Annotated in this window: 20 protein-coding genes; 5 read left to right on the top strand and 15 right to left on the bottom strand. The window is 57.6% G+C overall.

The window, feature by feature from the left end:
- Window positions 1–9: 9 nt before the first annotated feature.
- The 4 genes from tpiA to B4056_RS11850 all read right to left on the bottom strand — a co-directional run bounded on the left by tpiA (window position 10) and on the right by B4056_RS11850 (window position 2,623).
- Window positions 10–777 (bottom strand): triose-phosphate isomerase, encoded by a 768-nt coding sequence (tpiA, locus tag B4056_RS11865; protein ID WP_039381215.1) that lies wholly within the window; start codon window positions 775–777, stop codon window positions 10–12.
- Between the two features lie 121 nt (window positions 778–898).
- Window positions 899–1,486 carry a YiiQ family protein gene (locus B4056_RS11860; RefSeq protein WP_039381214.1) on the bottom strand — a complete coding sequence of 196 codons (588 nt, stop codon included), beginning with the start codon at window positions 1,484–1,486 and terminating at the stop codon, window positions 899–901.
- Between the two features lie 103 nt (window positions 1,487–1,589).
- Window positions 1,590–2,336: a ferredoxin--NADP(+) reductase gene (fpr, locus tag B4056_RS11855; RefSeq protein WP_094111629.1), complete on the bottom strand. Its 747-nt coding sequence runs from the start codon at window positions 2,334–2,336 to the stop codon at window positions 1,590–1,592.
- 59 nt (window positions 2,337–2,395) lie between these two features.
- The gene (locus B4056_RS11850; RefSeq protein ID WP_094111628.1) at window positions 2,396–2,623 is read right to left on the bottom strand and encodes a hypothetical protein; all 228 of its coding nucleotides are present in this window, start codon (window positions 2,621–2,623) and stop codon (window positions 2,396–2,398) included.
- Between B4056_RS11850 and emrD the strand changes: the two genes are divergently transcribed.
- Window positions 2,622–3,818, top strand: coding sequence for a multidrug efflux MFS transporter EmrD (gene emrD / locus B4056_RS11845; RefSeq protein WP_039381210.1), 1,197 nt, complete (start codon window positions 2,622–2,624; stop codon window positions 3,816–3,818). The genes B4056_RS11850 and emrD overlap by 2 nt on opposite strands.
- Here emrD and glpX read toward each other — a convergent pair.
- From glpX to B4056_RS11830, 3 genes are all read right to left on the bottom strand, one after another.
- Complete coding sequence (glpX, locus tag B4056_RS11840; RefSeq protein ID WP_071668634.1) at window positions 3,808–4,818, bottom strand: class II fructose-bisphosphatase; 1,011 nt, start codon at window positions 4,816–4,818, stop codon at window positions 3,808–3,810. The two genes, emrD and glpX, sit on opposite strands and share 11 nt — an antisense overlap.
- A 97-nt stretch (window positions 4,819–4,915) precedes the next feature.
- Window positions 4,916–6,427, bottom strand: coding sequence for a glycerol kinase GlpK (glpK, locus tag B4056_RS11835; protein WP_039381204.1), 1,512 nt, complete (start codon window positions 6,425–6,427; stop codon window positions 4,916–4,918).
- 29 nt (window positions 6,428–6,456) lie between these two features.
- Window positions 6,457–7,305: an MIP/aquaporin family protein gene (locus tag B4056_RS11830; protein ID WP_288654842.1), complete on the bottom strand. Its 849-nt coding sequence runs from the start codon at window positions 7,303–7,305 to the stop codon at window positions 6,457–6,459.
- A 407-nt stretch (window positions 7,306–7,712) separates the two neighbouring features.
- On the opposite strand from B4056_RS11830, the gene zapB reads away from it, so the two are divergent.
- Window positions 7,713–7,952 carry a cell division protein ZapB gene (gene zapB / locus B4056_RS11825; RefSeq protein WP_039381198.1) on the top strand — a complete coding sequence of 80 codons (240 nt, stop codon included), beginning with the start codon at window positions 7,713–7,715 and terminating at the stop codon, window positions 7,950–7,952.
- Window positions 7,953–8,003: 51 nt separating this feature from the next.
- Here zapB and rraA read toward each other — a convergent pair whose 3' ends face one another.
- The 6 genes from rraA to priA form a co-directional block, all read right to left on the bottom strand.
- Window positions 8,004–8,489 (bottom strand): ribonuclease E activity regulator RraA, encoded by a 486-nt coding sequence (gene rraA / locus B4056_RS11820; RefSeq protein ID WP_039381195.1) that lies wholly within the window; start codon window positions 8,487–8,489, stop codon window positions 8,004–8,006.
- 155 nt (window positions 8,490–8,644) lie between these two features.
- Window positions 8,645–9,979 carry an HslU--HslV peptidase ATPase subunit gene (gene hslU / locus B4056_RS11815; RefSeq protein WP_039381194.1) on the bottom strand — a complete coding sequence of 445 codons (1,335 nt, stop codon included), beginning with the start codon at window positions 9,977–9,979 and terminating at the stop codon, window positions 8,645–8,647.
- Window positions 9,980–9,990: 11 nt separating this feature from the next.
- Window positions 9,991–10,521, bottom strand: a complete 531-nt coding sequence (hslV, locus tag B4056_RS11810; RefSeq protein ID WP_071668633.1) for an ATP-dependent protease subunit HslV — start codon at window positions 10,519–10,521, stop codon at window positions 9,991–9,993.
- 176 nt (window positions 10,522–10,697) lie between these two features.
- Complete coding sequence (ftsN, locus tag B4056_RS11805; RefSeq protein ID WP_094111627.1) at window positions 10,698–11,642, bottom strand: cell division protein FtsN; 945 nt, start codon at window positions 11,640–11,642, stop codon at window positions 10,698–10,700.
- A 210-nt stretch (window positions 11,643–11,852) separates the two neighbouring features.
- Window positions 11,853–12,884, bottom strand: a complete 1,032-nt coding sequence (gene cytR / locus B4056_RS11800) for a DNA-binding transcriptional regulator CytR (RefSeq protein WP_039381188.1) — start codon at window positions 12,882–12,884, stop codon at window positions 11,853–11,855.
- 164 nt (window positions 12,885–13,048) lie between these two features.
- Window positions 13,049–15,247: a primosomal protein N' gene (priA, locus tag B4056_RS11795; protein ID WP_288654839.1), complete on the bottom strand. Its 2,199-nt coding sequence runs from the start codon at window positions 15,245–15,247 to the stop codon at window positions 13,049–13,051.
- A 221-nt stretch (window positions 15,248–15,468) separates the two neighbouring features.
- Here priA and rpmE point away from each other — a divergent pair, with 221 nt between their 5' ends.
- Window positions 15,469–15,684: a 50S ribosomal protein L31 gene (gene rpmE / locus B4056_RS11790; RefSeq protein ID WP_039381182.1), complete on the top strand. Its 216-nt coding sequence runs from the start codon at window positions 15,469–15,471 to the stop codon at window positions 15,682–15,684.
- Between the two features lie 73 nt (window positions 15,685–15,757).
- Here the strand turns inward: rpmE and metJ are convergent, their stop codons facing one another.
- A complete protein-coding gene (metJ, locus tag B4056_RS11785) occupies window positions 15,758–16,075 on the bottom strand; it encodes a met regulon transcriptional regulator MetJ (RefSeq protein WP_065648453.1) in 318 nt (105 codons plus the stop codon).
- A gap of 275 nt (window positions 16,076–16,350) precedes the next feature.
- Here metJ and metB point away from each other — a divergent pair, with 275 nt between their 5' ends.
- Together metB and B4056_RS11775 are read left to right on the top strand one after the other, a co-directional pair.
- Window positions 16,351–17,511 carry a cystathionine gamma-synthase gene (gene metB / locus B4056_RS11780; protein WP_039381178.1) on the top strand — a complete coding sequence of 387 codons (1,161 nt, stop codon included), beginning with the start codon at window positions 16,351–16,353 and terminating at the stop codon, window positions 17,509–17,511.
- Between the two features lie 2 nt (window positions 17,512–17,513).
- Window positions 17,514–19,946 (top strand): bifunctional aspartate kinase/homoserine dehydrogenase II, encoded by a 2,433-nt coding sequence (locus B4056_RS11775; RefSeq protein WP_039381176.1) that lies wholly within the window; start codon window positions 17,514–17,516, stop codon window positions 19,944–19,946.
- Window positions 19,947–20,003: 57 nt separating this feature from the next.
- On the opposite strand, the gene ppc is transcribed toward B4056_RS11775, so the two are convergent.
- The gene (ppc, locus tag B4056_RS11770) at window positions 20,004–22,655 is read right to left on the bottom strand and encodes a phosphoenolpyruvate carboxylase (protein WP_094111625.1); all 2,652 of its coding nucleotides are present in this window, start codon (window positions 22,653–22,655) and stop codon (window positions 20,004–20,006) included.
- Window positions 22,656–22,896: the final 241 nt, after the last annotated feature.

The following is a 22,896-nucleotide window of genomic DNA, read 5'->3' as shown; positions in this document are numbered from 1 at the left end:
TAAAAAAGCTTATGCTTTTTTCGCTGCTGCCGCCGCTTTTACGATTACGGCAAAGGCGTCTGCTTTCAGCGACGCGCCGCCTACCAGCGCCCCGTCGATATCGGGCTGGGTGAAGAGTTCAGCCGCATTTTTATCGTTTACTGAGCCGCCATACTGAATAATGACCTGCTGTGCGACAGCGGCATCTTTCTTCGCAATATGGTCGCGAATAAATTTGTGCACCGCCTGCGCCTGCGCTGGCGTGGCCGACTTGCCGGTGCCGATAGCCCAGACGGGTTCATAGGCGATGACTGCACCTTCAAACGCTGCTGCGCCCTGAGTTTCCAGCACGGCATCCAGCTGACGCGCGCACACTTCTTCGGTTTTGCCTGCTTCATTTTCCGCTTCGGTTTCGCCGATGCAGAGTACCGGCACCAGACCTGCCTCTTTCAGCACCGCAAACTTCTTCGCGATAAATTCGTCGCTCTCTTTATGATAAGTGCGACGCTCAGAGTGACCGATGATGATGTACTTTGCGCCGATATCTTTCAGCATCTCTGCGGAGGTTTCACCGGTGAATGCACCTGAAAGGTTAACATCGACATTCTGCGCGCCCAGCGCAATGTGGCTACCGGAAATCGCATGTTTTGCCTGATCCAGATAAATTGCCGGTGGGGCAATCGCTACACCACAGCCGTCCACGCCTGACAGCGCGGTACGCAGACCTTCAATCAGCTCGCCGGTCATCTGCTTGCTGCCATTCAGTTTCCAGTTACCCATAACCAGTGGATGTCGCATTCGTTCCTCCGCATTACGCGATTCATGAAATAGCGCTGCCATCATGGCAGCGATGTCTGCCAGACAGTATAGAGATCAAAAGGGGCGCTGGCTTTGCTTTTCGTCACTTCTGCCTGCGATATCAGGGAGTAGCCAGCGTGAGCTTAATCGGCTCTACGGCAAACGTCAGGCCCTTGTCGCCATTGTCAGCCACCACAAAGCGCAGTGCGCCCTCCGTGCGGCTGAAATAGCGAACGCCTTTGCCGGCGCTCAGTAACGCGTCCAGCTTCTGGCGTCCTTCTTCGGGCGAGAGTCCCGGCACGAAATAGCGCAGCAGAGCGCTCATATAATTCATCGCCTGCAGCTGAGCCTGCTTCATCTCCGGACCCGGCACCGGCAGCCAGGTGATCTGCAGCGTTTTAATCTTTCCGGTGCCCTGTTCCAGCGCGGTGGAAGAGTAAAGCGTTTCGCTGATTTTGCTGGCTGCGCGCGTCAGATGGCTCTTGTCATCACGATTGTCTATTGCACGATATTCCAGCAGCGGCAGTGCAGGATTAGCCGCGTTATAGCTTTCACGAAACTGCGCGATCGTCATATCAAACGCAGGCGCGCCCGTCAGCAGATAAGGCGCCACCGGCAGATGCGCACTGCGATCGGGTGGCGGCTCGTCTGCCCGGGCGGGAGATGACAGCGCGCAGCTAAGCAGCAGCGCGGCTGACAGTTTCTTCATTGCATCGGCCCTGAATCATTCACTTATGGCAGATTAAAACGGTTTTTACCGCCGAAAGTCAAAACCCGCGCGGTGAAAAGCGTGGCGGGATGTTACGGCATCCTCACCAGTAGTGTTCGCTGGTCATGTGGCCCGGCTTGCGTTTGAAATGTTTGCGCATATTGCGGCTCTCTTTCAGCAGCTGCTGGGTATCGCGCACCATCTGTGGATTACCACACAGCATAACGTGGCTGCTCTCTGCGTCGAGCAACAGGCCCACGGCACGCTCCAGCTCACCGCTCTCAATCAGCTGCGGTACCCGGCCCTGCAGCGAACCCGGGCTGCTTTCACGGCTGACCACGGTCTGAATCTGCAGCTTGCCTGCATAGCGCTGCTGCAGCGTCTGCATCAGCGGCAGAAAGCTAAGGTCGCTGGCATAGCGCGCAGCGTGAACCAGGACAACATGGTCAAAGCGCTCCAGACCTTCGCCCTGCTGTAAAATTGACAGGTAGGGGCCGATGGCGGTGCCGGTCGCCAGCATCCACAGGGTGCGGCAGTCAGGGATTTCATCCAGGGTGAAAAAGCCGGCTGCCTCTTTGGTCAGCATGACGTGATCACCCGGCTGCAGCGCCTGCAGGCGCGGACTGAGTTTACCCTCCGGTACGGTGACCAGATAAAACTCCAGCAGCGGATCGTCGGGGGCGTTAACGTAGGAGTAAGCGCGCTGCACGCGCTCCCCCTCTATTTCCAGCGCCAGTTTGGCAAACTGCCCGGCGATAAACCGATCGATAGGGGCAGTAACGCGCAGGCTGAACAGCGCGTCGGTCCAGTTTTTCACCTCTTTAACTTCTGCATTAATCCACTCGGCCATAGGTGCTCCTGTTGAATTCTCCCGGTTATCGCTATCTTTACCAGCCCGCTCTGCGCTTGTCAGCCCGGCGGCGGCGAAAGCGCTCTTTGCGACAAATCTGCCGCACAGATCACTACCTGTAGCAACCTGTTTACAGTCTGGTACAGAAGATTGACGGCTGACAACCTGGCTTCCTGCAGCTCAGCTCTCGATTTGCCACGTAATCCTGATATTTTTGCCGCCATTCCTGCCGGCGAACCCTGAGTGCTGCCGGCGCGTTCTTTTTTCAGGCTGATATCGTGTTCCATGCAGATCGATAAAACTCAAAACCGTTTTCTGTTATTCATGCTGATTGTGCTGGTGGCCGTGGGTCAGATGGCACAAACCATTTATGTGCCCGCTATGGCAGTGATGGCAGAAGCGCTCAACGTGCGCAGCGGCGCAATGCAGCAGGTCATGGCGGCCTATCTGATCACCTATGGCGGATCGCAGCTGATCTACGGCCCGCTCTCGGACAGCGTCGGACGTCGCCCGGTGATCCTTACCGGCATGACGATCTTTGCCTGTGGTGCGCTGATCGCGCTGTTCGCCTCATCGCTGCAGATGCTGGTGCTGGGCAGCGCTATCCAGGGGCTCGGCACCGGCGTTGCCGGCGTTATGGCGCGCACGATGCCGCGCGATCTGTATGCCGGAACCGCGCTGCGGCGGGCCAACAGCCTGCTGAATATGGGCATTCTGGTGAGTCCGCTGCTGGCACCGGTAATAGGTGCGCTGCTGACCCGGCTGATTGGCTGGCACGCCTGCTTCGCCTTTCTGCTGCTGCTGTGCCTGGGCGTTACGGCATCTATGGCGCGCTGGCTGCCGGAAACCCGGCCGGGCGATGCACCGGCTACGCCTTTTCTGCGCCGCTACGCCACGCTGCTGAGCGACGGCAATTTTATCCGTTATCTGCTGCTGCTGGTGGGCGCGCTGGCGGGCATCGCCGTCTTTGAAGCGAGCTGCGGTGTGCTGATGGGCGGCGTACTGGGACTGGATGGCCTGACCGTTAGCATTCTGTTTATTCTGCCTATTCCGGCCGCCTTTTTTGGTGCCTGGTTTGCTGGCCGGGAAGAGACCTCCTGGCATACGCTGATGTGGTATGGGGTAAACAGCTGCCTGCTGGCTGGCCTGCTGATGTGGATCCCGTCATGGTTTGGCGTAATGAATATCTGGACGCTGCTGGTGCCGGCGGCGCTGTTTTTCTTCGGTGCCGGCATGCTGTTCCCGCTGGCAACATCGGGTGCCATGGAGCCTTACGCCTGGCTGGCGGGTAGCGCCGGGGCGCTGATTGGCGGCCTGCAGAACCTGGGCTCAGGAGTGGTCGCGTGGCTATCCGCTCTGCTACCGCAGCACGATCAGTCCAGCCTTGGCCTGCTGATGTTTGTCACGTCGCTGGTGATGCTGCTGTGCTGGTGGCCGCTCTCACGTCATCCCGAGAGCGGCAAGCAGACGGTTACAGGATAAATGGGTGCAGCGCCGTATCCTTGCGATCCAGATAGTGGATCGACTGGATGCGGCGAATGGTACGCGACTTGCCGCGTACCAGCAGCGTCTCGCTGGTGGCGATATTGCCGTTACAGGTAATGCCCTTCAGCAGATCGCCGCTGGTAATGCCGGTGGCCGCAAAAATCACGTTGTCGTTGCGCGCCATCTCATTCAGCGTTAACACGCTGCCCACCGCAATCCCCATTTCCGCGCAGCGCAACAGCTCCTGTTCGCCCAGTCGGCGATTCTCTTCGCTCTCTCCTTTAACCTGATGCCGCGCCAGCAGGCGTGCCTGCATGTCACCATCCATGGCGCGGATCACGGCTGCCGAGACGACACCTTCAGGCGCGCCGCCGATGCCATACAGCACATCGACTTCACTGTCAGGCATACAGGTGAGGATCGACGCGGCCACATCGCCATCGGGAAAAGCAAACACGCGCACGCCGAGCGCCTGCAGCTGGGCAATGACTGCGTCATGGCGTGGCTTCGCCAGAATGGATACCGTCAGCTGCGCGAGCGGCTTACCGAGCGCAATGGCGATATTTTTAAGATTGGTTTCCAGCGGCAGACTGAGGTCGATAGCGCCGCGCGCTCCCGGTCCGACGATCAGCTTCTCCATGTACATATCTGGTGCGTGCAGAAAGCTGCCTTTATCGCCGACTGCCAGCACCGCCAGCGCGTTAGCCTGGCCCAGAGCGGTCATGCGCGTGCCTTCAATCGGATCGACCGCAATGTCCACGGCATCACCCTGACCGGTGCCGACCTGCTCGCCGATATAGAGCATCGGCGCCTCATCAATTTCGCCTTCACCGATAACGATGCGGCCATCAATGTTGATGGTGTTGAGCATAATGCGCATGGCGTTAACGGCGGCGCCGTCGGCCGCATTTTTATCGCCACGTCCTAACCAGCGATAGCCAGCCAGCGCTGCCGCTTCAGTGACACGGGAAAATTCAATTGCGAGTTCGCGTTTCATGGTTTGCACCTGACAGAAAAACAGGCGGGCAGTGTAGCACAGCGGTAAAAGCGGGAGAGGGAGAAACCCGCGGCACGGACCGCGGGCAGGGGGTTACTTACGCTTCGTCTTCCCAGGCTTTGGCACGGGCAACCGCTTTCTGCCAGCCCGCGTAACGCAGGTTGCGCTCAGTGGTTTCGATGCCAGGGCGGAATTCGCGCTCCACGACGGCTTTAGCACGCACCTCGTCCAGATCGTTCCAGAAGCCGACGGCCAGGCCTGCCAGATAGGCTGCGCCCAGCGCCGTGACCTCACGCACTTCCGGACGTTCAACGCGGGTGCCGAGAATGTCAGACTGGAACTGCATCAGGAAGTTGTTCGCGACTGCGCCGCCATCAACGCGCAGCGACTGCAGGCGGGTGCCGGCGTCGTTCTGCATCGCTTCCAGTACATCGCGCGTCTGATAGGCGATCGACTCCAGCGTAGCGCGGATAATGTGGTTGGCATTGGCACCGCGCGTCAGGCCGAAGATTGCGCCACGGGCATAGGGGTCCCAGTAAGGCGCGCCCAGGCCGGTAAATGCCGGCACCATATAGACGCCGTTCGTATCTTTAACTTTCAGCGCAAAATATTCTGAGTCGGTGGAGTCGTTGATCAGCTTCATTTCGTCGCGCAGCCACTGAATCGAGGCGCCGCCGATAAATACGGCACCTTCCAGCGCATAGTTCACTTCGCCACGCGGGCCGCAGGCGATAGTGGTCAGCAGGCCGTGGGTAGAGGTTACTGCTTCAGTACCGGTATTCATCAGCATAAAGCAGCCGGTACCGTAGGTATTTTTCGCCATGCCAGGCTGTACGCAGAGCTGGCCATACAGGGCCGCCTGCTGATCACCCGCAATCCCGGCGATCGGAATACGCGTGCCGCCTTTACCGCCAATGTTGGTCTGACCATAAATTTCAGAAGAGCCTTTAACTTCCGGCAGCATTTCGCGCGGAATGTCGAGGATCTCCAGCATGCGTGCGTCCCACTCCAGCTTGTGGATGTTATACATCATGGTACGCGAGGCGTTGGTATGGTCAGTGATATGCACACGACCCTGCGTCATTTTCCAGACCAGCCAGGTATCCACGGTACCAAACAGCAGCTCGCCGCGTTTTGCACGCTCGCGTGCGCCTTCGACGTGATCGAGGATCCATTTCACTTTGGTGCCGGAGAAGTAAGGGTTAATGACCAGACCTGTGGTGTGCTGGATATACTCTTCCAGCCCCTCTTTCTTCAGCTTGTTACAGTAGTCAGCGGTACGTGGATCCTGCCAGACAATGGCATTGTAGATAGGTTTGCCGGTCTCTTTATCCCAGACGATGGCGGTTTCACGCTGGTTAGTGATACCGATAGCGGCGATCTGATCGGAGTTAATGTCAGCGTGTGCCAGCACTTCCACCAGCGTTGAGCTCTGTGAAGCCCAGATATCCATCGGGTCATGCTCAACCCAGCCCGCTTTCGGGTAGATCTGCGTAAACTCACGCTGTGAAACAGCAACGATGTTGGCGTCATGGTCGAGTACGACGGCACGGGAGCTGGTAGTACCCTGATCGAGCGCGACGATATATTTTTTATCTGGCGTAGTCATAATAATGTCCTGATGATTAAGAGTGAAACTTACGCTTTACGCTGTTCAGCGCGCGCTACAGGTTTTTCTGTTTTGCTGGTTTCTGCGATATTTACCGGCAGGTGGCGACCAATCAGCGCACGATAGCTAAAGGCACCCAGACATGCACCCACCAGCGGACCAAACACAGGCACCAGGAAGTAAGGAATATCTTTGCCGCCGGTGAAGGCTACGTCACCCCAGCCAGCGATAAAGGCAAACAGTTTCGGTCCAAAGTCACGTGCCGGGTTGAGCGCAAAGCCGGTCAGGGGACCCATTGAACCACCGATAATAGCAACCAGCAGACCAATCAGCAGCGGCGCCAGCGGGCCACGCGGTACGCCATTGCCATCGTCAGTCAGCGCCATGATAACCGCCATCAGTACGGCTGTGATCACCATCTCTACCAGAAACGCCTGACCGACCGTGATGTGCTGATTAGGATAAGTAGAGAAGATACCCGCCAGGTCGAGGCTCTGCACGCTGCCACGCACCATCTGATGGCTCGCTTCATAATCGAAAAACAGATTGTAATAGAGGCCGTATACCAGTGCAGCGGCACAGAAGGCGCCGGCAACCTGCGCCAGAATGTAAGGTAAAACTTTACGCCCTTCAAAATTAGCAAACAGGCAGAGCGCCACGGTGACCGCCGGATTGAGATGCGCGCCGGAGACGCCCGCACTCAGATAGACCGCCATCGAAACAGCCAGACCCCAGATGATGCAGATTTCCCACTGACCGAATGCCGCACCGGCCAGCTTCAGCGCAGCCACACAGCCAGCGCCAAAAAAGATAATCAAACCGGTGCCGAGAAACTCGGCGATACATTGACCTTTGAGTGTGTTCGTTGTCTGACTCATAATGGAATTCCTGAAGCGAGGTTAAATGTTATCAGTTTTTGTTCTCAATCCCTGAGTCGCCCAGCGCTAATGTAGGGTTGATGTGAATTTATCGTTAACGAACATAAACGAGAAATAGCGAAATTGAATTCTGTGTACTGCGTCATAAAAATGCGCGTTTTCGCGTCTTTTACCTTTCTTTAAGGCCAATTAATCTGCCTCTTAACGCACTTAGCGCATCATGACTGGCAACGGGTTTGTTTTTTAAGCATTAGCTGAAAAGTGTTACAGACTGGCCGCCAATGCCCCGTGCCGCTGGACTTGCCGGGTTTGGCTACATACAATCGGGACAACATGGCTGTATGCGTCTTTATTGAGGCAGCTACAGCTTCATCAACGCCTTGCGAGTTTTAGGAGAGGTCAGAACGATGTCATTTGAAGTATTTGAGAAACTGGAAGCGAAAGTACAGCAGGCGATTGATACCATCACGCTGCTGCAAATGGAAATTGAAGAGCTGAAAGAGCAGAACAATACGCTGAAAAACGAAGTGAGCCAGGCTTCCGGCAATCAGGACGCGCTGGCGCGTGAAAATCAGCATCTGAAGGAAGAGCAGCATGTCTGGCAGGAACGTCTGCGGGCACTGCTGGGAAAAATGGAAGAGGTTTAAGCACCTGCGCTTAAACCTGCGGGTGCTCAGGCACCCGTTTTTGTTTGCGGTTTACTCAATATCAAGCGCATCTTCTGACAGAATGATGCCCGTGTTATCCGCATAGAGATGATCGCCGGAGAAAAAGGTTACGCCGCCAAAGTTTACGCGTACGTCGCTCTCACCAATGCCTTCACCGGCCGCACCAGCGGGGATCGCTGCAATCGCCTGGATACCAATTTCCAGCTCTTCCAGTTCATCAACCTGCCGCACCGAGCCGTAAACGACCAGACCTTCCCACTCATTTTGCGCCGCAAGCCGCGCCAGCTGGGCATCCACCAGCGCACGACGTACCGAGCCACCGCCATCTACCAGCAGCACTCGTCCACGCCCGTTCTCTTCCAGCAGGTCGTAAAGCAGGCCGTTGTCTTCAAAACATTTGACTGTGGTAATCTGCCCACCGAATGAGGTGCGTCCACCGAAGTTGGAAAAAAGTGGTTCAACCACATTCACTTCTTCATGGTAGATGTCACAGAGTTCAGATGTATCGTATTTCATAAGGATGCCGTCTGTTTGCCACAGGAAAGATAAGTATATCGCTATCTGAAGAGTGTTGGCAAAATCATCACCGGCAAAAAGCAGCGCCGCATCAATATGCTGCGCAAAAAAATGCCCGGCGCAGTGGCCGGGCAGCAGAAACGATCAGAATGGTGTTACAGGATGAAGCGGCTGAGATCTTCGTCTGCGACCAGTACATCCAGATGCTTGCCGACATACTCAGCGTCGATGGTAATGGACTCACCGTGGCGATCGCTGGCGTCATAGGAGATATCTTCCATCAGACGCTCCAGTACAGTATGCAGGCGGCGTGCACCGATATTTTCAGTGGTCTCATTAACCTGCCAGGCTGCTTCAGCAATCCGGCGGATACCATCCTCGGTGAAGTCCACATTAACGCCTTCCGTACCCATCAGCGCTTTGTACTGCACGGTGACGGAAGCGTTAGGCTCAGTAAGGATGCGCTCGAAGTCGTTCACGGTCAGCGCCTGCAGCTCAACGCGAATCGGCAGACGACCCTGCAGTTCCGGGATCAGATCGGACGGGCTGGCTACCTGGAATGCGCCGGAGGCGATAAACAGGATATGGTCGGTTTTAACCATGCCGTGCTTGGTCGAAACGGTACAGCCCTCAACCAGCGGCAGCAGATCGCGCTGCACGCCTTCGCGTGAAACGTCCGGACCAGAAGACTGGCCGCCGCGCTTACAGATTTTGTCGATCTCATCGATAAACACGATACCGTGCTGCTCTACCGCGTCGATAGCGTCCTGCTTCAGCTCTTCCGGGTTAACCAGTTTTGCCGCTTCTTCTTCAATCAGCAGCTTCATGGCATCTTTGATCTTGAGCTTGCGCGGCTTCTGTTTCTGACCGCCCAGGTTCTGAAACATGGACTGCAGCTGGCTGGTCATCTCTTCCATGCCCGGAGGCGCCATGATCTCTACGCCAGCCGGCGCGGCGGCAAGGTCGATCTCAATCTCTTTATCATCCAGCTGACCTTCGCGCAGTTTTTTGCGGAAAGACTGACGCGCAGCTGATGGCTCGGCGTTCTGCTCTGGCTGGCCCCAGTTGTTTTTAGCCGGTGGGATCAGCACGTCGAGAATGCGCTCCTCGGCCATCTCTTCAGCACGATATTTATTCTTTTCAATCGCCTGGCTGCGCACCATTTTGATGGCGGAGTCGGTCAGATCGCGGATAATCGAATCGACTTCTTTACCGACATAGCCAACTTCGGTGAATTTTGTCGCTTCAACTTTAATGAACGGGGCGTTGGCCAGCTTCGCCAGACGACGGGCAATTTCGGTTTTACCGACGCCGGTCGGGCCAATCATCAGGATATTTTTCGGGGTCACTTCGTGACGCAGCTCTTCGTCAAGCTGCATGCGGCGCCAGCGGTTACGCAGCGCAATGGCAACCGCTTTTTTAGCGCCGTCCTGGCCGATGATAAAGCGATTAAGCTCGCTGACAATCTCGCGTGGAGTCATCTCAGACATGATTCAGGTCCTTACGCCTTAGACGGTAATTCTTCGTAGTTAATATTATGGTTGGTGTAGATACAGATATCGCCGGCGATGTTCAGCGCTTTCTCAACAATATCGTGTGCACCAATGTCGGTATTTTCCAGTAGCGCGCGTGCCGCTGCCTGGGCGTAGGGGCCGCCGGAGCCGATCGCTATCAGGTCGTTTTCCGGCTGAATAACATCGCCGTTACCGCTGATGATCAGCGAAGAGTTCTCATCCGCTACCGCCAGCAGCGCTTCAAGACGGCGCAGCATGCGATCGGTCCGCCAGTCTTTTGCCAGCTCAACCGCGGCTTTAACCAGATGACCCTGATGCATTTCCAGCTTACGCTCAAACAGTTCAAACAGGGTAAAGGCGTCGGCAGTGCCGCCCGCAAAGCCCGCAATCACTTTATCGTTGTAAAGACGACGCACTTTTTTGACGTTGCCTTTCATTACGGTGTTGCCAAGCGTTGCCTGGCCATCACCACCAATAACGACCCGGCCGTTGCGTCGTACACTTACTATTGTTGTCACGGGCAGACCCCTTGTTGCAGTTGAAAAAAGACACCGCGCACCCGGCGCGGCGTATCATGCAAACAGATATGGGGTGGGTTAAGAAGGTTTCAACCCCTCAGGGCGATGGGGTTTGTCTTAATTCGGCTGCGCCTGCTCCCGGCGGTAGAGTGAGGCCGGGAGCAGGGCTCAGGCTATCAGGGCAGGGCGAGCGGAATGCAGCTGCCGTGACCGGAACTGTGCAGCCGCTTCACGGTACTGTCAGCTTTACTCCGATCTTTAAACGGACCAATCACCACGCGATTCCAGCCGCCGCCGGTCGTGATACGGCTTTCAAAACCTTCAAAAGCGAGACCGGCGCGCACAGATTCCGCCTGATCGCTGCCTTTAAAGGAGCCACACTGCACCATCCAGCGCTGTGTGGAGGCTTTCTCTTCCGGCTTCACTTTGGTGGTTTCTGGTTTTGCCTGCTGTACCGGTGCCGGTCGTTCAGCCTGCTGCTGCTGCTGGCGCTGCTGAGCCTGCAACTGCTGCTGACGCTGCTGCTGTGCCTGTATCTGCTGCTGACGTTGCTGTTGCTGCTGTTGTCGTTGCTGAGTCTGCTGTTGCAGCAACTGCTGCTGCTGTGCCTGTATCTGCTGCTGACGTTGCTGCTGCTGTACCTGCTGACGCTGTAATGTCTGCTGACGCTGAGCCGGCGTCTGCTCGTTCCACGGCACTTCGTTCAGCTGCGTAGGCTGCTGGCGCATATCCGCCTGCATCTGCTCCAGCAGCTGGCGCTGTTCATCGGTCAGCTGCGTCTGCGACTGCACTTCGCCGCCGGCTGAAGGCTCAGTCGGTGAGGGAACCGTAATTTGCCGGTTTTCCAGCTCTTTGATGTATTTCCAGCGCTCTTCCGGCTTGGGCGGCAGGCCATTACCACTAACTTTATGATTCGGGATAACCGGCGTCTCTTCTTTTTTATGGTGCGCGATGAACCATAAACCACCGGCAAAAGTGACCAGTACTGCGGCAGCGAGCACTACCATCAGTTTCGATATACCCGATCCGCCTTTGCTTTTTTTGCTGCTGCTGCGACCGGCGGGTTTTTTGCGACGCGTCCCTGTTGAACGCCCGCGGCCTACATAATCTCTCTGTGCCACTTTCGTCCTGATACCTTCAAAATGCCTGCGGGCGTAGACCCTGAACAGTGTGAGTTGCAGCCAGCCTGGCTACAGCTTGAAAAATGACGGGTATAAATGAGGTGTAAACCGCCCGGCAATGAATGCGCCATGTTACTCAAGGGTGCGAACTTTGACCAGCAGAGTCTGCCTTCAGAATCTGCTGAAAATGTGCAGTGCGGCACGTGTGACCTAACGCTTTTTAGCCGGTGCTGTACTGCCGCGCACGCGCAGTTCTGCATCCAGCAGGCGCGAACCATTATTTACCCGCTTGCCCTGCAGCTCATCCAGCAGCAGCAGCATCGCTTCGCGGCCAATATCAAAGCGCGGCTGCGCCACGGTAGTCAGGGGCGGTTCGTAATAGCGCGCCAGCTCAATATCATCAAAGCCAACGATGGAGAGATCCTGCGGAATGCGCATCCCCAGTTTGCGCGCCTGATTCATGGCGCCCAGCGCCATCAGATCGCTGTGACAGAATAGCGCTTCCGGGGGCTGCGGCAGACTCATCAGCTGTTTCAGGGCGCGGGCACCGGCTTCAAACGAGAAATCACCGCGTACGATAAACATCGGTTCAACGGGGATGCTGCTGCGGCGCAGCGCCTGAATATAACCCTGCAGCCGATACTGGCTGAGCGGAACCGCTTCAGGCCCGGTAATACAGGCGATACGACGATGCCCGAGCTGCAGCAAATGGTTAACGGCTTCAAACGCCGCGGTCAGGTTGTCAATGTGCACGGTGGGCAGCGCCATCTCCGGCGCGAATTCATTTCCCATAACCATGGGCGGCAGGCTGCGCAGCGCTTCAGGATCGGCGTCAAACGGCAGCTGTGAACCCAGCAGCACCATGCCGTCAATCTGTCGCGTCAGCATCAGATCAAGAAAGGTTTTTTCCTGATGATCCTGATGCGCGCAGTCGCCAATCAGCACCAGGTACCCCTGCTGCGCGGCGGTGACCTCAATGCCGCGGATAATTTCGCTAAAAAAGGGATCGCAGATATCGGGCACAATCACCAGGATAGTCCGGGTTTCATTGCGTCTGGCATTGCGCGACAGGCCATGCGATGCATAGCCTGTCGCAATGACCGCCTGCTCGACTTTTTGCCGGGTTGCGGCTGACACTTTCTCCGGATTCATCAGCGCCCGGGAAACGGTCGCCGTAGAGACGCCTGCGTGCTCAGCCACATCTTTCATCGTGGCAGCAGATGAAGTTTGCTTCGGGTCCAACGTGTTACTCCTGGCGTGATACAGCGTACAGTTTGTCTGCAAGGGCCGGTCCTGGCCGGGTGATCCTATTGATAACGCATTGGCGGGCAGGGCTGTTACTTAATTTGCATAAAAACTGTGACTTGTTCGACTTTTTTCGATCTGGCTCGCAGATGCGGATGCCATCAGCTCTCGCCGGGATCGATATCCAGCGTCCATTTTACTTTGCGTGCAGCGGGCAATGTGCTCAGCAGCGGCAGCGAACTGCTTAATAACTGCTGCAGGCGTTTGCGTGACGGATGCTGCAGCAGCAGCTGCCAGCGCCACCGACCGCTGCGTTTTGGCGCCAGCGCCGGCACCGGGCCCATCAGCCAGGTGGCTTCATCTTTCAGCGGGCTCGCCTCCAGCAGATTACGCAGCTGGACGAGAAAAGCGGCAGCCTGCTGATTATCCATATCTTCGGCACGAAATAGCGCGTGGCTGGTCCAGGGCGGCAGCTGCACCGACTGGCGTTCAAGCAGCGCCTGGTCAGCAAAGGCGAAGTAGCCGCGATGCAGCAGCGTCTGCAGCAACGGATGCTCCGGATGGTGCGTCTGCAGCAGCACTTCACCCTGTTTGCCGGCGCGTCCGGCGCGACCTGCAACCTGGGTATAGAGCTGCGCGAAACGTTCTGCGGCACGAAAATCAGCCGAGAAGAGCGCGCCGTCAACGTCCAGCAGCGACACCAGCGTAACATCAGGAAAATGATGGCCTTTTGCCAGCATCTGCGTGCCCACCAGAATACGCGCGCCGCCGCGATGCACATCCGCCAGATGCTGCTCCAGCGCACCTTTACGGCTGGTAGTATCACGATCGATGCGCGAAACCGGCACGTCCGGAAACAGCGTGCCCAGCTGCTGCTCCAGCTGTTCTGTGCCTACGCCAACCGGCATCAGATGGGTTGAACCGCAGCCGGGACACTGCAGCGGCAGCGGACGCTGGCTGTCGCAATGGTGGCAGCGCAGCTGGCGGTGATGCTGGTGCAGCGTGTAGTAGCTGTCGCAGCGCTGGCATTCCGCCAGCCAGCCGCAGTCGTGGCACATCAGCGCCGGTGAAAAGCCGCGCCGGTTCAGAAACAGCAGCACCTGATTATCCGCCTGCAGGTGCTGGCGCATTTTACTGAGCAGCGCCGGCGCCAGACCACCCTTAAGCGGCTGTCCTTTCAGATCGATCAGCTGCTGCAAAGCGGGCTTTGCATTACCGGCGCGCTGGGTGAGATTAAGCTGCCGGTATTTGCCGACGCGCACGTTATACAGCGTCTCCAGCGCGGGCGTGGCCGAACCCATGACAATCGGGATGTTCTCTTCATGTGCACGAAACACCGCCAGATCGCGGGCCTGATAACGCCAGCCCTCCTGCTGTTTATAGGAGCTGTCATGCTCTTCATCGATAATGATTACGCCAGGCCGCGCCAGCGGGGTGAACAGCGCAGAGCGCGTACCAATAATAATCGCGCTTTCGCCGCGCCGGGCGCGCAGCCAGACCGCCAGCCTTTCGCTGTCATTCAGCGCAGAGTGCAGCACATCAATCGGGGCATCAAAACGTTCCCGGAAGCGCGCAATGGTCTGCGGCGTGAGGCCAATCTCCGGCACCAGCACCAGTGCCTGCATGCCGCGTGACAGAATGTTTTCCAGGATAGTGAGATAGACCTCGGTTTTACCGGAGCCGGTGATCCCGGCCAGCAGCCACGGAACGTAGCGATCGTCTTCCGCCCGGATAGCCCCGACGGCCATGGCCTGATCGGTATTGAGCCGCAGACGTTCGCCTTTAATGGCAAAATGCGTCCGCCAGTCCGCGGCAGATGGCGCATGCTCGCGCAGCTCGCACAGCCCTTTGGCTCTGAGCGCCTGCAGAGCGGCGTCGTTAAAGCTCTGTTCGTTTACCTGATGACGATAGAGCGGTTGCTGACGCAGCGCGGCCAGCGCCTGCTGCTGCTTTGGTGCACGCTTCAGACTTTCCGGCGCCACTTCCCGTCCGGCCTCCGTGATCGCCCACTGCCACAGCGGCGCTTCCTGTGCCGGTTTCCCCTGGCGGAGCAGAACCGGTAACGCATGACTCAGCACTTCCCCGACGGGTGAATGATAGTAACCTGCCGCCCAGTTGAGGATGCGCCACAGCGCGGGCGAAAACAGACTGCTGTCATCCAGCACGGCTTCTATCGGTTTCAGCTGCTTCAGCGGCAGATCGCTGCTTTCGGTCACGCCGGTCACAATGCCAGTCAGCTTACGGTTGCCAAAAGGCACGCTGACGCGACTGCCGGTTGCCGGCTGCGCAGCGTCAGCAGGGAGCAGATAATCAAACAGGCGCGGTAGCGGGACGGGCAGGGCAACCTTTACGACGGACATTGCGATCTCTATCCAGTTCTGTAATCAGGGACGGTAGTGTACACGCTGGGGCCGCAGGCGTGTATGGCTGAGCAATGTTTGCCTCGGGCGGTTAAATTCTGTATACTATGCCGCCTCTGGTGAGATAGCTCGTCAGAGATACATATAATGTTCAACCGCGTGTGGTGCTGTGCAGGTTCGCCTGGCATGGAGAGCGACACGGCCTTTTATGAGGTTTTCCCATGAAACAAGGTATTCACCCGAAGTACGAAGCAGTGACCATCACTTGCTCTTGCGGTAACGTGATCAACACCCGTTCTACCATGAACCACGACCTGAACCTGGACGTGTGCGGCAAATGCCACCCGTTCTACACTGGTAAGCAGCGTGTTGTTGACACTGGCGGCCGCGTTGATCGCTTCAACAAGCGTTTCAGCATTCCGGGCAGCAAAAAATAAGATTTGTTTGCCGCCGGGTTATCCCGGATGCAAAAGAAAACCCAGCCTCGGCTGGGTTTTTTTATACCAGAATTTAATATTCCCAGCTATCCGGGTCGATGCCCATCTCGCGCATAATCTGCTTCGCTTCTTCCGGGATCTCATCGCTGCGCTCTTTGCGCAGGTCAACGTCGTCGGGCAGAGGCTGACCGGTAAACGCGTGCAAAAAAGCTTCACACAGCAGCTCACTGTTCGTGGCGTGACGCAGATTGTTCACCTGACGACGTGTACGCTCATCGGTTAAAATTTTAAGCACTTTCAGCGGGATAGAAACCGTTATTTTTTTAACCTGCTCGCTTTTTTTACCGTGCTCAGCGTACGGGCTGATATATTCGCCGTTCCATTCAGCCATGAGTTACCTTAATTAATAAAAGTGTTATAGGGGATGATCCGTGGATTATGCCCGATTTTTGCGTGCCTGACCGCCTGCGCCGTGGATTTTGTGCTTCAGCGCCGCGTTAATGAAGCGCATGCGCTGCTCAGCAGGCAATAACCTATAATTTTAGCGGTTATTCGCTCTGCGCTCAATCTATACGCAAAGACATTTAGATGTCCAGATGTATTGACGTCTGTTAGCGGAATGTTATCCTGTGGGCACTTTACCCCTCTTCAGGAACAGCAGAGCCCATGACGCGCAAACAGGCAACCATCGCAGTACGCAGCGGTTTGAATGATGACGAGCAGTATGGCTGCGTAGTCCCGCCGATTCATCTCTCCAGCACCTATAATTTTCTCGACTTTAATGAGCCGCGCGCCCACGACTATTCGCGCCGCGGCAATCCGACGCGCGATGTGGTGCAGCGCGCGCTGGCCGAGCTGGAGGGCGGGGCGGGTGCCGTACTGACAAATACCGGCATGTCTGCGATTCACCTGGTGACCACTGTATTCCTGAAGCCCGGCGATCTGCTGATCGCACCCCACGACTGCTATGGCGGCAGCTACCGCCTGTTTGACAGCCTCAGCAAGCGCGGTGCTTACCGTGTGAAGTTTGTCGACCAAGGTGACAGCGCAGCGCTGGCCGCAGCGCTGGCCGAAAAGCCAAAACTGGTGCTGGTGGAAAGCCCGAGCAATCCTCTGCTGCGCGTAGTGGATATTGCTGCAATCTGTCAGGCGGCGCGCGCAGCGGGCGCCGTCAGCGTGGTGGATAACACCTTCCTGAGCCCGGCGCTGCAAAATCCGCTCGCCCTCGGGGCCGACCTGGTGATCCACTCCTGTACAAAATATCTCAACGGCCACTCTGACGTGGTGGCCGGGACGGTGATTGCAAAAGATCCGGCCGTTGCCACCGAGCTTGCCTGGTGGGCCAATAACATCGGCGTGACCGGCGCGGCGTTTGACAGCTATCTGCTGCTGCGCGGTCTGCGGACGCTGGCACCCCGTATGGCCGCTGCCCAGCGCAACGCGCTGGCGATAGTGGACTATCTGAAGCAGCAGCCGCTGGTGAAGAAGCTGTATCATCCTTCTCTGCCGGAAAATGCCGGTCATGAATATGCGCGACGTCAGCAACGCGGCTTTGGCGCCATGTTAAGCTTTGAGCTGGATGCAGATGAAGCGCGGCTGCGCCGTTTTCTGAAAGCGCTGCAGCTGTTTACGCTGGCGGAGTCGCTGGGCGGAGTAGAGAGCCTGATTTCACATACGGCCACCATGACACATGCCGGCATGTCTGCGGAAGCACGCGCAGCCGCCGGCATCTCTGAAACACTGCTGCGGGTCTCCGTCGGCATTGAAGATCACGAAGATTTAATTGCCGATTTGGATAACGCCTTCCGAATCGCAGCCGGGGAGTAATCATGACCAGTACAGCAGGCGCGGGAACGCCGACGAAGCAGCTGCATAAATTTGGTGGCAGCAGCCTGGCGGATGCCAGCTGCTACCAGCGCGTAGCGGCCATTATGGCTGATTACAGTCAGCCAGGCGATCTCATGGTGGTCTCTGCCGCAGGCAGCACCACGAATCAGCTGATCGGCTGGCTGAAGCTGAGCCAGAGCGATCGCCTCTCGGCGCACCAGGTGCAGCAGACGCTTCGCCGCTACCACAGCGAGCTGATTGCTGCGCTGCTGCCAGCGGAGGCGGCCGACCGGCTGACTACCCTTTTTATCCGCGATCTGGAGCGCCTGGCGGCGCTACTGGATGGCGCGATAACTGAAGCGGTATATGCAGAAGTGGTCGGGCATGGCGAAATCTGGTCGGCGCGGCTGATGGCTGCGGTACTGAGTCAGCGCGATGTTGACGCCGCCTGGCTGGACGCACGTGATTTTCTGCGGGCGGAGCGCGCGGCTCAGCCGCAGGTGGATGAGGGAAAATCCTGGCCGCTGCTGCAGGCGCTGCTGGCGCAGCATCCGCATAAGCGTCTGGTCGTCACCGGTTTTATCAGTCGTAATGAGGCAGGTGAAACCGTGCTGCTGGGGCGCAACGGTTCTGACTATTCCGCTACCCAGATCGGGGCGCTCGCGGGTGCGGGGCGCGTGACCATCTGGAGCGATGTGGCTGGCGTCTATAGCGCCGATCCACGCAAAGTTTCCGATGCCTGCCTGCTGCCGCTGCTGCGGCTGGATGAAGCCAGCGAGCTGGCGCGACTGGCGGCGCCGGTACTCCATACCCGTACGCTGCAGCCGGTCTCCAGCAGCGATATCGATTTACAGCTGCGCTGCAGCTATCAGCCTGAGCAGGGTTCAACCCGTATTGAGCGCGTGCTGGCCTCCGGCACCGGCGCGCGTATTGTCACCAGTCACGACGATGTCTGTCTGGTGGAGATCCAGCTTGCTGAAGGTCACGATTTTGCTACGCAGCAAAAAGAGATCGATCAGCTGCTGAAGCGCGCCCAGCTGCGTCCGCTGGCAAGCGGCCTGCATCCCGATCGTCGCCTGCTGCAGCTCTGCTATACCGCAGAAGTGGTTAACAGTGCCTTTACGCTGCTGCAGGATGCGGCGCTGCCGGGCCATCTGCAGCTGCGCGATGGCATGGCGCTGGTGGCGCTGGTGGGAGCTGGCGTAACGCGCAATCCGCTGCACAGCCACCGTTTCTGGCAGCAGATTAAAGATCAGCCGGTTGAGTTTGTCTGGCAGTCAGAAGAGCATATCAGCCTGGTCGCGGTGCTGCGCACAGGACCGACCCGCCATCTGATTCAGGGACTGCATCAGTCGCTGTTTCGCGCAGAAAAACGTATCGGCCTGATGCTGTTCGGAAAGGGCAATATCGGCGCGCGCTGGCTGGAGCTGTTCGCCCGCGAGCAGGAAACGCTCTCCGCCCGTACCGGCTTTGAGTTTGTGCTGGCTGGCGTGGCTGACAGTCGTCGCAGCCTGCTGAGTTACGAAGGGCTGGATGCCAGCCGCACGCTGGCTTTTTTCGACGATGAAGCGCAGGCGCTGGATGAGGAGTCGCTGTTTCTGTGGATGCGCGCGCATCCGTTTGATGACCTGGTGGTGCTTGACGTAACCGCCAGCGCGCCGCTGGCGCAGCAGTATCTCGATTTTGCCAGTCACGGTTTTCACGTGATCAGCGCAAATAAAGTGGCTGGCGCATCAGACAGCCAGAGCTGGCGTCAGATCCGCGATGCCTTCGCCAAAACCGGGCGCCACTGGCTTTATAACGCGACGGTCGGTGCCGGTTTGCCGGTTAACCACACGGTACGCGACCTGCGCGAAAGTGGCGACTCAATACTCTCCATCAGCGGAATTTTCTCCGGCACGCTGTCGTGGCTGTTTTTGCAGTTTGACGGCAGCGTTCCCTTCAGCGAGCTGGTGGATCAGGCGTGGCAGCAGGGGCTGACTGAACCCGATCCGCGCGTCGATCTCTCCGGGCAGGATGTGAAGCGCAAGCTGGTGATCCTGGCGCGTGAGGCGGGCTACGATATCGAGCCGGATCAGGTGCGGGTAGAGTCGCTGGTACCAGTCGACTGTGAGGCGGAATCGGTTGATCACTTTTTTGAAAACGCAGACGAGCTGAATAACCAGATGCTGCAGCGCTACGAAGCGGCGCAGGAGCTGGGCCTGGTGCTGCGTTATGTGGCGCGCTTTGATGCCAGCGGTAAAGCCCGCGTCGGCGTGGAAGCGGTGCGGCCTGAACATCCACTGGCAGCGCTGCTGCCGTGCGATAACGTCTTTGCCATTGAGAGCCGCTGGTACCGCGATAATCCGCTGGTGATCCGCGGACCCGGTGCCGGACGTGATGTTACCGCGGGTGCGCTGCAGTCGGATCTGAACCGTCTCGCCCAGCTGCTTTAATCCGGACTGCTGCAGAGAGAATAAAAAAGGAGCCTGAGGCTCCTTTTTTTGTATCGGCTAACCGGTGTTGCGCATGCCGGCGGCCACGCCGGCGATGGTTACCATCAGCGCCTGCTCAACCCGCGCGTCCGGTTCGTCACCGCGTACTTCCTGCGCACGGGCGCGCAGCAGCAGCTCTGCCTGCAGCACGTTCAGGGGGTCGGTATACACGTTGCGCAGCGCAATGGATTCGGCAATCCACGGCTGATCCGCCATCAGATGCGCATCATTTGCAATGGTCAGCACCGCTTTAATATCCGCCTCCAGCTGGTCGCGCAGCTGTTTACCCAGCGGCCAGAGCGCTTTATCAACCAGGCGCTGATCGTAATACTCGGCCAGCCACAGGTCAGCTTTGGAGAAGACCATCTCCAGCATCCCGAGGCGGGTTGAGAAGAACGGCCAGTCGCGGCACATCGTTTCCAGCTGATCCTGATGGCCTTCATCCATCGCTTTCTGCAGCGCCGCGCCGGCGCCGAGCCAGGCTGGCAGCATCAGACGGTTTTGCGTCCAGGCAAAAATCCACGGAATGGCGCGCAGGGATTCAACGCCACCGGTCGGACGACGTTTAGCCGGACGTGAGCCCAGCGGCAGTTTGCCCAGCTCCTGCTCCGGTGTGGCAGAGCGGAAGTAGGGAACAAAGTCAGCATTTTCACGGACGTAGCCGCGATACATGGCGCAGGAGTGCGCAGAAAGGCCGTTCATGATCTCCCGCCACTCCTGTTCAGGCTCCGGCGGCGGCATCAGGTTCGCTTCCAGAATGGCCCCGGTGTAGAGCGACAGGCTGGCGATGGTGACTTCCGGCAAGCCATATTTAAAGCGGATCATTTCGCCCTGTTCTGTCACGCGCAGGCCACCTTTAAGACTGCCCGGCGGCTGAGAGAGCAGTGCGGCGTGCGCAGGTGCGCCGCCACGGCCAATGGAGCCGCCGCGACCGTGGAACAGCGTCAGGGTAATGCCCGCTTTTTCACAGGTTTTAATCAGCGCGTCCTGCGCCTGATACTGTGCCCAGCTGGCCGCCATCACGCCGGCATCTTTTGCCGAGTCGGAATAGCCAATCATTACCATCTGTTTGCCGTTGATAAAGCCGCGATACCAGTCGATATTCAGCAGCTGCGTCATAACATCATTGGCGTTGTTCAGGTCATCCAGCGTTTCAAACAGTGGCGCGACTGGCATAGCGTACGGAATGCCCGCCTCTTTCAGCAGCAGATGAACCGCCAGCACGTCAGAAGGCGTTTTCGCCATAGAGATCACGTAGGCCGCGATGGAACCCTGCGGCGCTTCGGCGGCGACTTTACAGGTTTCCAGCACTTCGCGCGTGTTGTCGCCCGGCTCCCACTGACGCGGCAGCAGCGGACGTTTTGAATTGAGTTCGCGGATCAGAAACGCCTGTTTGTCCGCTTCTGACCAGCTTTCGTAGTCGCCGAGGCCGAGATAGCGCGTAACTTCCGCAATCGCTTCGGTATGACGGGTGCTCTCCTGGCGGATGTCGATGCGCACCAGCGGAACGCCAAAGCATTTTACCCGGCGTAGCGTGTCCAGCAGCTGGCCATTAGCGATAATGCTCATACCACACTGCTGCAGCGACTGATAAATAGCAAACAGCGGCTGCCAGAGCTGCTCATTGGAGACCAGCAGATCGGTCGGGCGCGGCAGGCGTTCGCCTTTCAGGCGCTGCTCCAGATATGCCTGCGTGTTCATCAGCTGGCTGCGCATGCGTTTCAGGATCATGCGGTAAGGTTCAATCGCGTCCGGATCGCCGCACATTACGCGCACTTCGTCGCTGCACTCCGACATCGACAGCTCAGAGATCAGCACCCCCACATCGCGCAGGAAGAGGTCGGCTGCTTTCCAGCGGCTCAGCTGCATAACGTGGCGGGTAATGGGCGCAGTCACGTTCGGGTTGCCGTCACGATCGCCGCCCATCCACGACGTGAATTTAATCGGCACAAAATCCACCGGCAGCTGAATGCCAAACGTCTCTTCAACCTGCTCATTCAGTTCACGCAGAAACGCGGGAACGCCCTCCCACAGGCTATTTTCCACGACGGCGAAGCCCCATTTCGCTTCATCGACCGGGGTAGGGCGATATTTACGGATCTCATCCGTATGCCACGCCTGCGCTACCAGCTGGCGCAGACGGCGCATCACCTGATTGCGCTCATAATCGGTGATATCAGCATGATCGAGCTGCTCAAGGCAGCTGTTCACTTCGCCGAGCTTGTGGATCAGGGTGCGGCGGGTAATTTCAGTCGGGTGTGCGGTCAGGACCAGCTCCAGCGACAGCTCTTCAATCGCCTGACGGATAGCCATTTCGCTGAGATCGTTATGCTGCTTCAGGCGCTCAAACGTCTTTTTCAGCAGCTCCGGATGGTTAGCGCCATCGCCGCTGCGTGAAATGGTCTGATACTGTTCAGCCACGTTAGTAAGGTTAAGAAACTGACTAAAGGCGCGGGCCACCGGCAGCAGCTCATCGTTAGAAAGGTTCTGCAGCGTTGACAGCAGCTCCCGGCGATGAGAGTCATTGCCTGCACGGGATGACTTAGAGAGTTTGCGGATGGTTTCCACCCGATCGAGAATGTTCTCTCCCAGTGCATCCTTTATCGTATCCCCGAGCAGTTTGCCGAGCATACTGACATTACTTCGCATTGCGGAATATTGTTCGTTCATTTGACCCTGACACCCTTATCGTCTTTTAACCCCTCTGGACCCAACCAGCGGGTATAACATCATCTTTTATCTAGCCACGATTTGTGAACTCCGTCAATTAGCCTGAACTGACGAAAACAGGCAGCTAACGTGCGGAAAGTGATAAGTTTTATCGGGGATAGAGAGAGATAAGTTATTCTTATCAGCAAACACCAGATAATGACGGGGCATTTTGCTGATTAAACAGTGAAATGCCCCGCAG

It is taken from the genome of Pantoea sp. UBA7232, from assembly GCF_002473195.1.
Taxonomy (GTDB): Bacteria; Pseudomonadota; Gammaproteobacteria; order Enterobacterales; family Enterobacteriaceae; genus Pantoea; species Pantoea eucrina.
The sequence above is the reverse complement of the archived record's forward strand: the minus strand, read 5'-3'. Positions and strand labels throughout refer to the sequence as shown.

Coding starts and splice junctions, on each gene's coding strand:
- glpX (WP_071668634.1), bottom strand. CDS start 4,818: ATGAAACGCGAACTCGCAATTGAATTTTCCCGTGTCACTGAAGCGGCA.
- rpmE (WP_039381182.1), top strand. CDS start 15,469: ATGAAACAAGGTATTCACCCGAAGTACGAAGCAGTGACCATCACTTGC.
- emrD (WP_039381210.1), top strand. CDS start 2,622: ATGCAGATCGATAAAACTCAAAACCGTTTTCTGTTATTCATGCTGATT.
- metB (WP_039381178.1), top strand. CDS start 16,351: ATGACGCGCAAACAGGCAACCATCGCAGTACGCAGCGGTTTGAATGAT.
- tpiA (WP_039381215.1), bottom strand. CDS start 777: ATGCGACATCCACTGGTTATGGGTAACTGGAAACTGAATGGCAGCAAG.
- priA (WP_288654839.1), bottom strand. CDS start 15,247: ATGTCCGTCGTAAAGGTTGCCCTGCCCGTCCCGCTACCGCGCCTGTTT.
- B4056_RS11850 (WP_094111628.1), bottom strand. CDS start 2,623: ATGGAACACGATATCAGCCTGAAAAAAGAACGCGCCGGCAGCACTCAG.
- B4056_RS11775 (WP_039381176.1), top strand. CDS start 17,514: ATGACCAGTACAGCAGGCGCGGGAACGCCGACGAAGCAGCTGCATAAA.
- B4056_RS11860 (WP_039381214.1), bottom strand. CDS start 1,486: ATGAAGAAACTGTCAGCCGCGCTGCTGCTTAGCTGCGCGCTGTCATCT.
- B4056_RS11830 (WP_288654842.1), bottom strand. CDS start 7,305: ATGAGTCAGACAACGAACACACTCAAAGGTCAATGTATCGCCGAGTTT.
- zapB (WP_039381198.1), top strand. CDS start 7,713: ATGTCATTTGAAGTATTTGAGAAACTGGAAGCGAAAGTACAGCAGGCG.
- ppc (WP_094111625.1), bottom strand. CDS start 22,655: ATGAACGAACAATATTCCGCAATGCGAAGTAATGTCAGTATGCTCGGC.
- hslU (WP_039381194.1), bottom strand. CDS start 9,979: ATGTCTGAGATGACTCCACGCGAGATTGTCAGCGAGCTTAATCGCTTT.
- rraA (WP_039381195.1), bottom strand. CDS start 8,489: ATGAAATACGATACATCTGAACTCTGTGACATCTACCATGAAGAAGTG.
- glpK (WP_039381204.1), bottom strand. CDS start 6,427: ATGACTACGCCAGATAAAAAATATATCGTCGCGCTCGATCAGGGTACT.
- metJ (WP_065648453.1), bottom strand. CDS start 16,075: ATGGCTGAATGGAACGGCGAATATATCAGCCCGTACGCTGAGCACGGT.
- fpr (WP_094111629.1), bottom strand. CDS start 2,336: ATGGCCGAGTGGATTAATGCAGAAGTTAAAGAGGTGAAAAACTGGACC.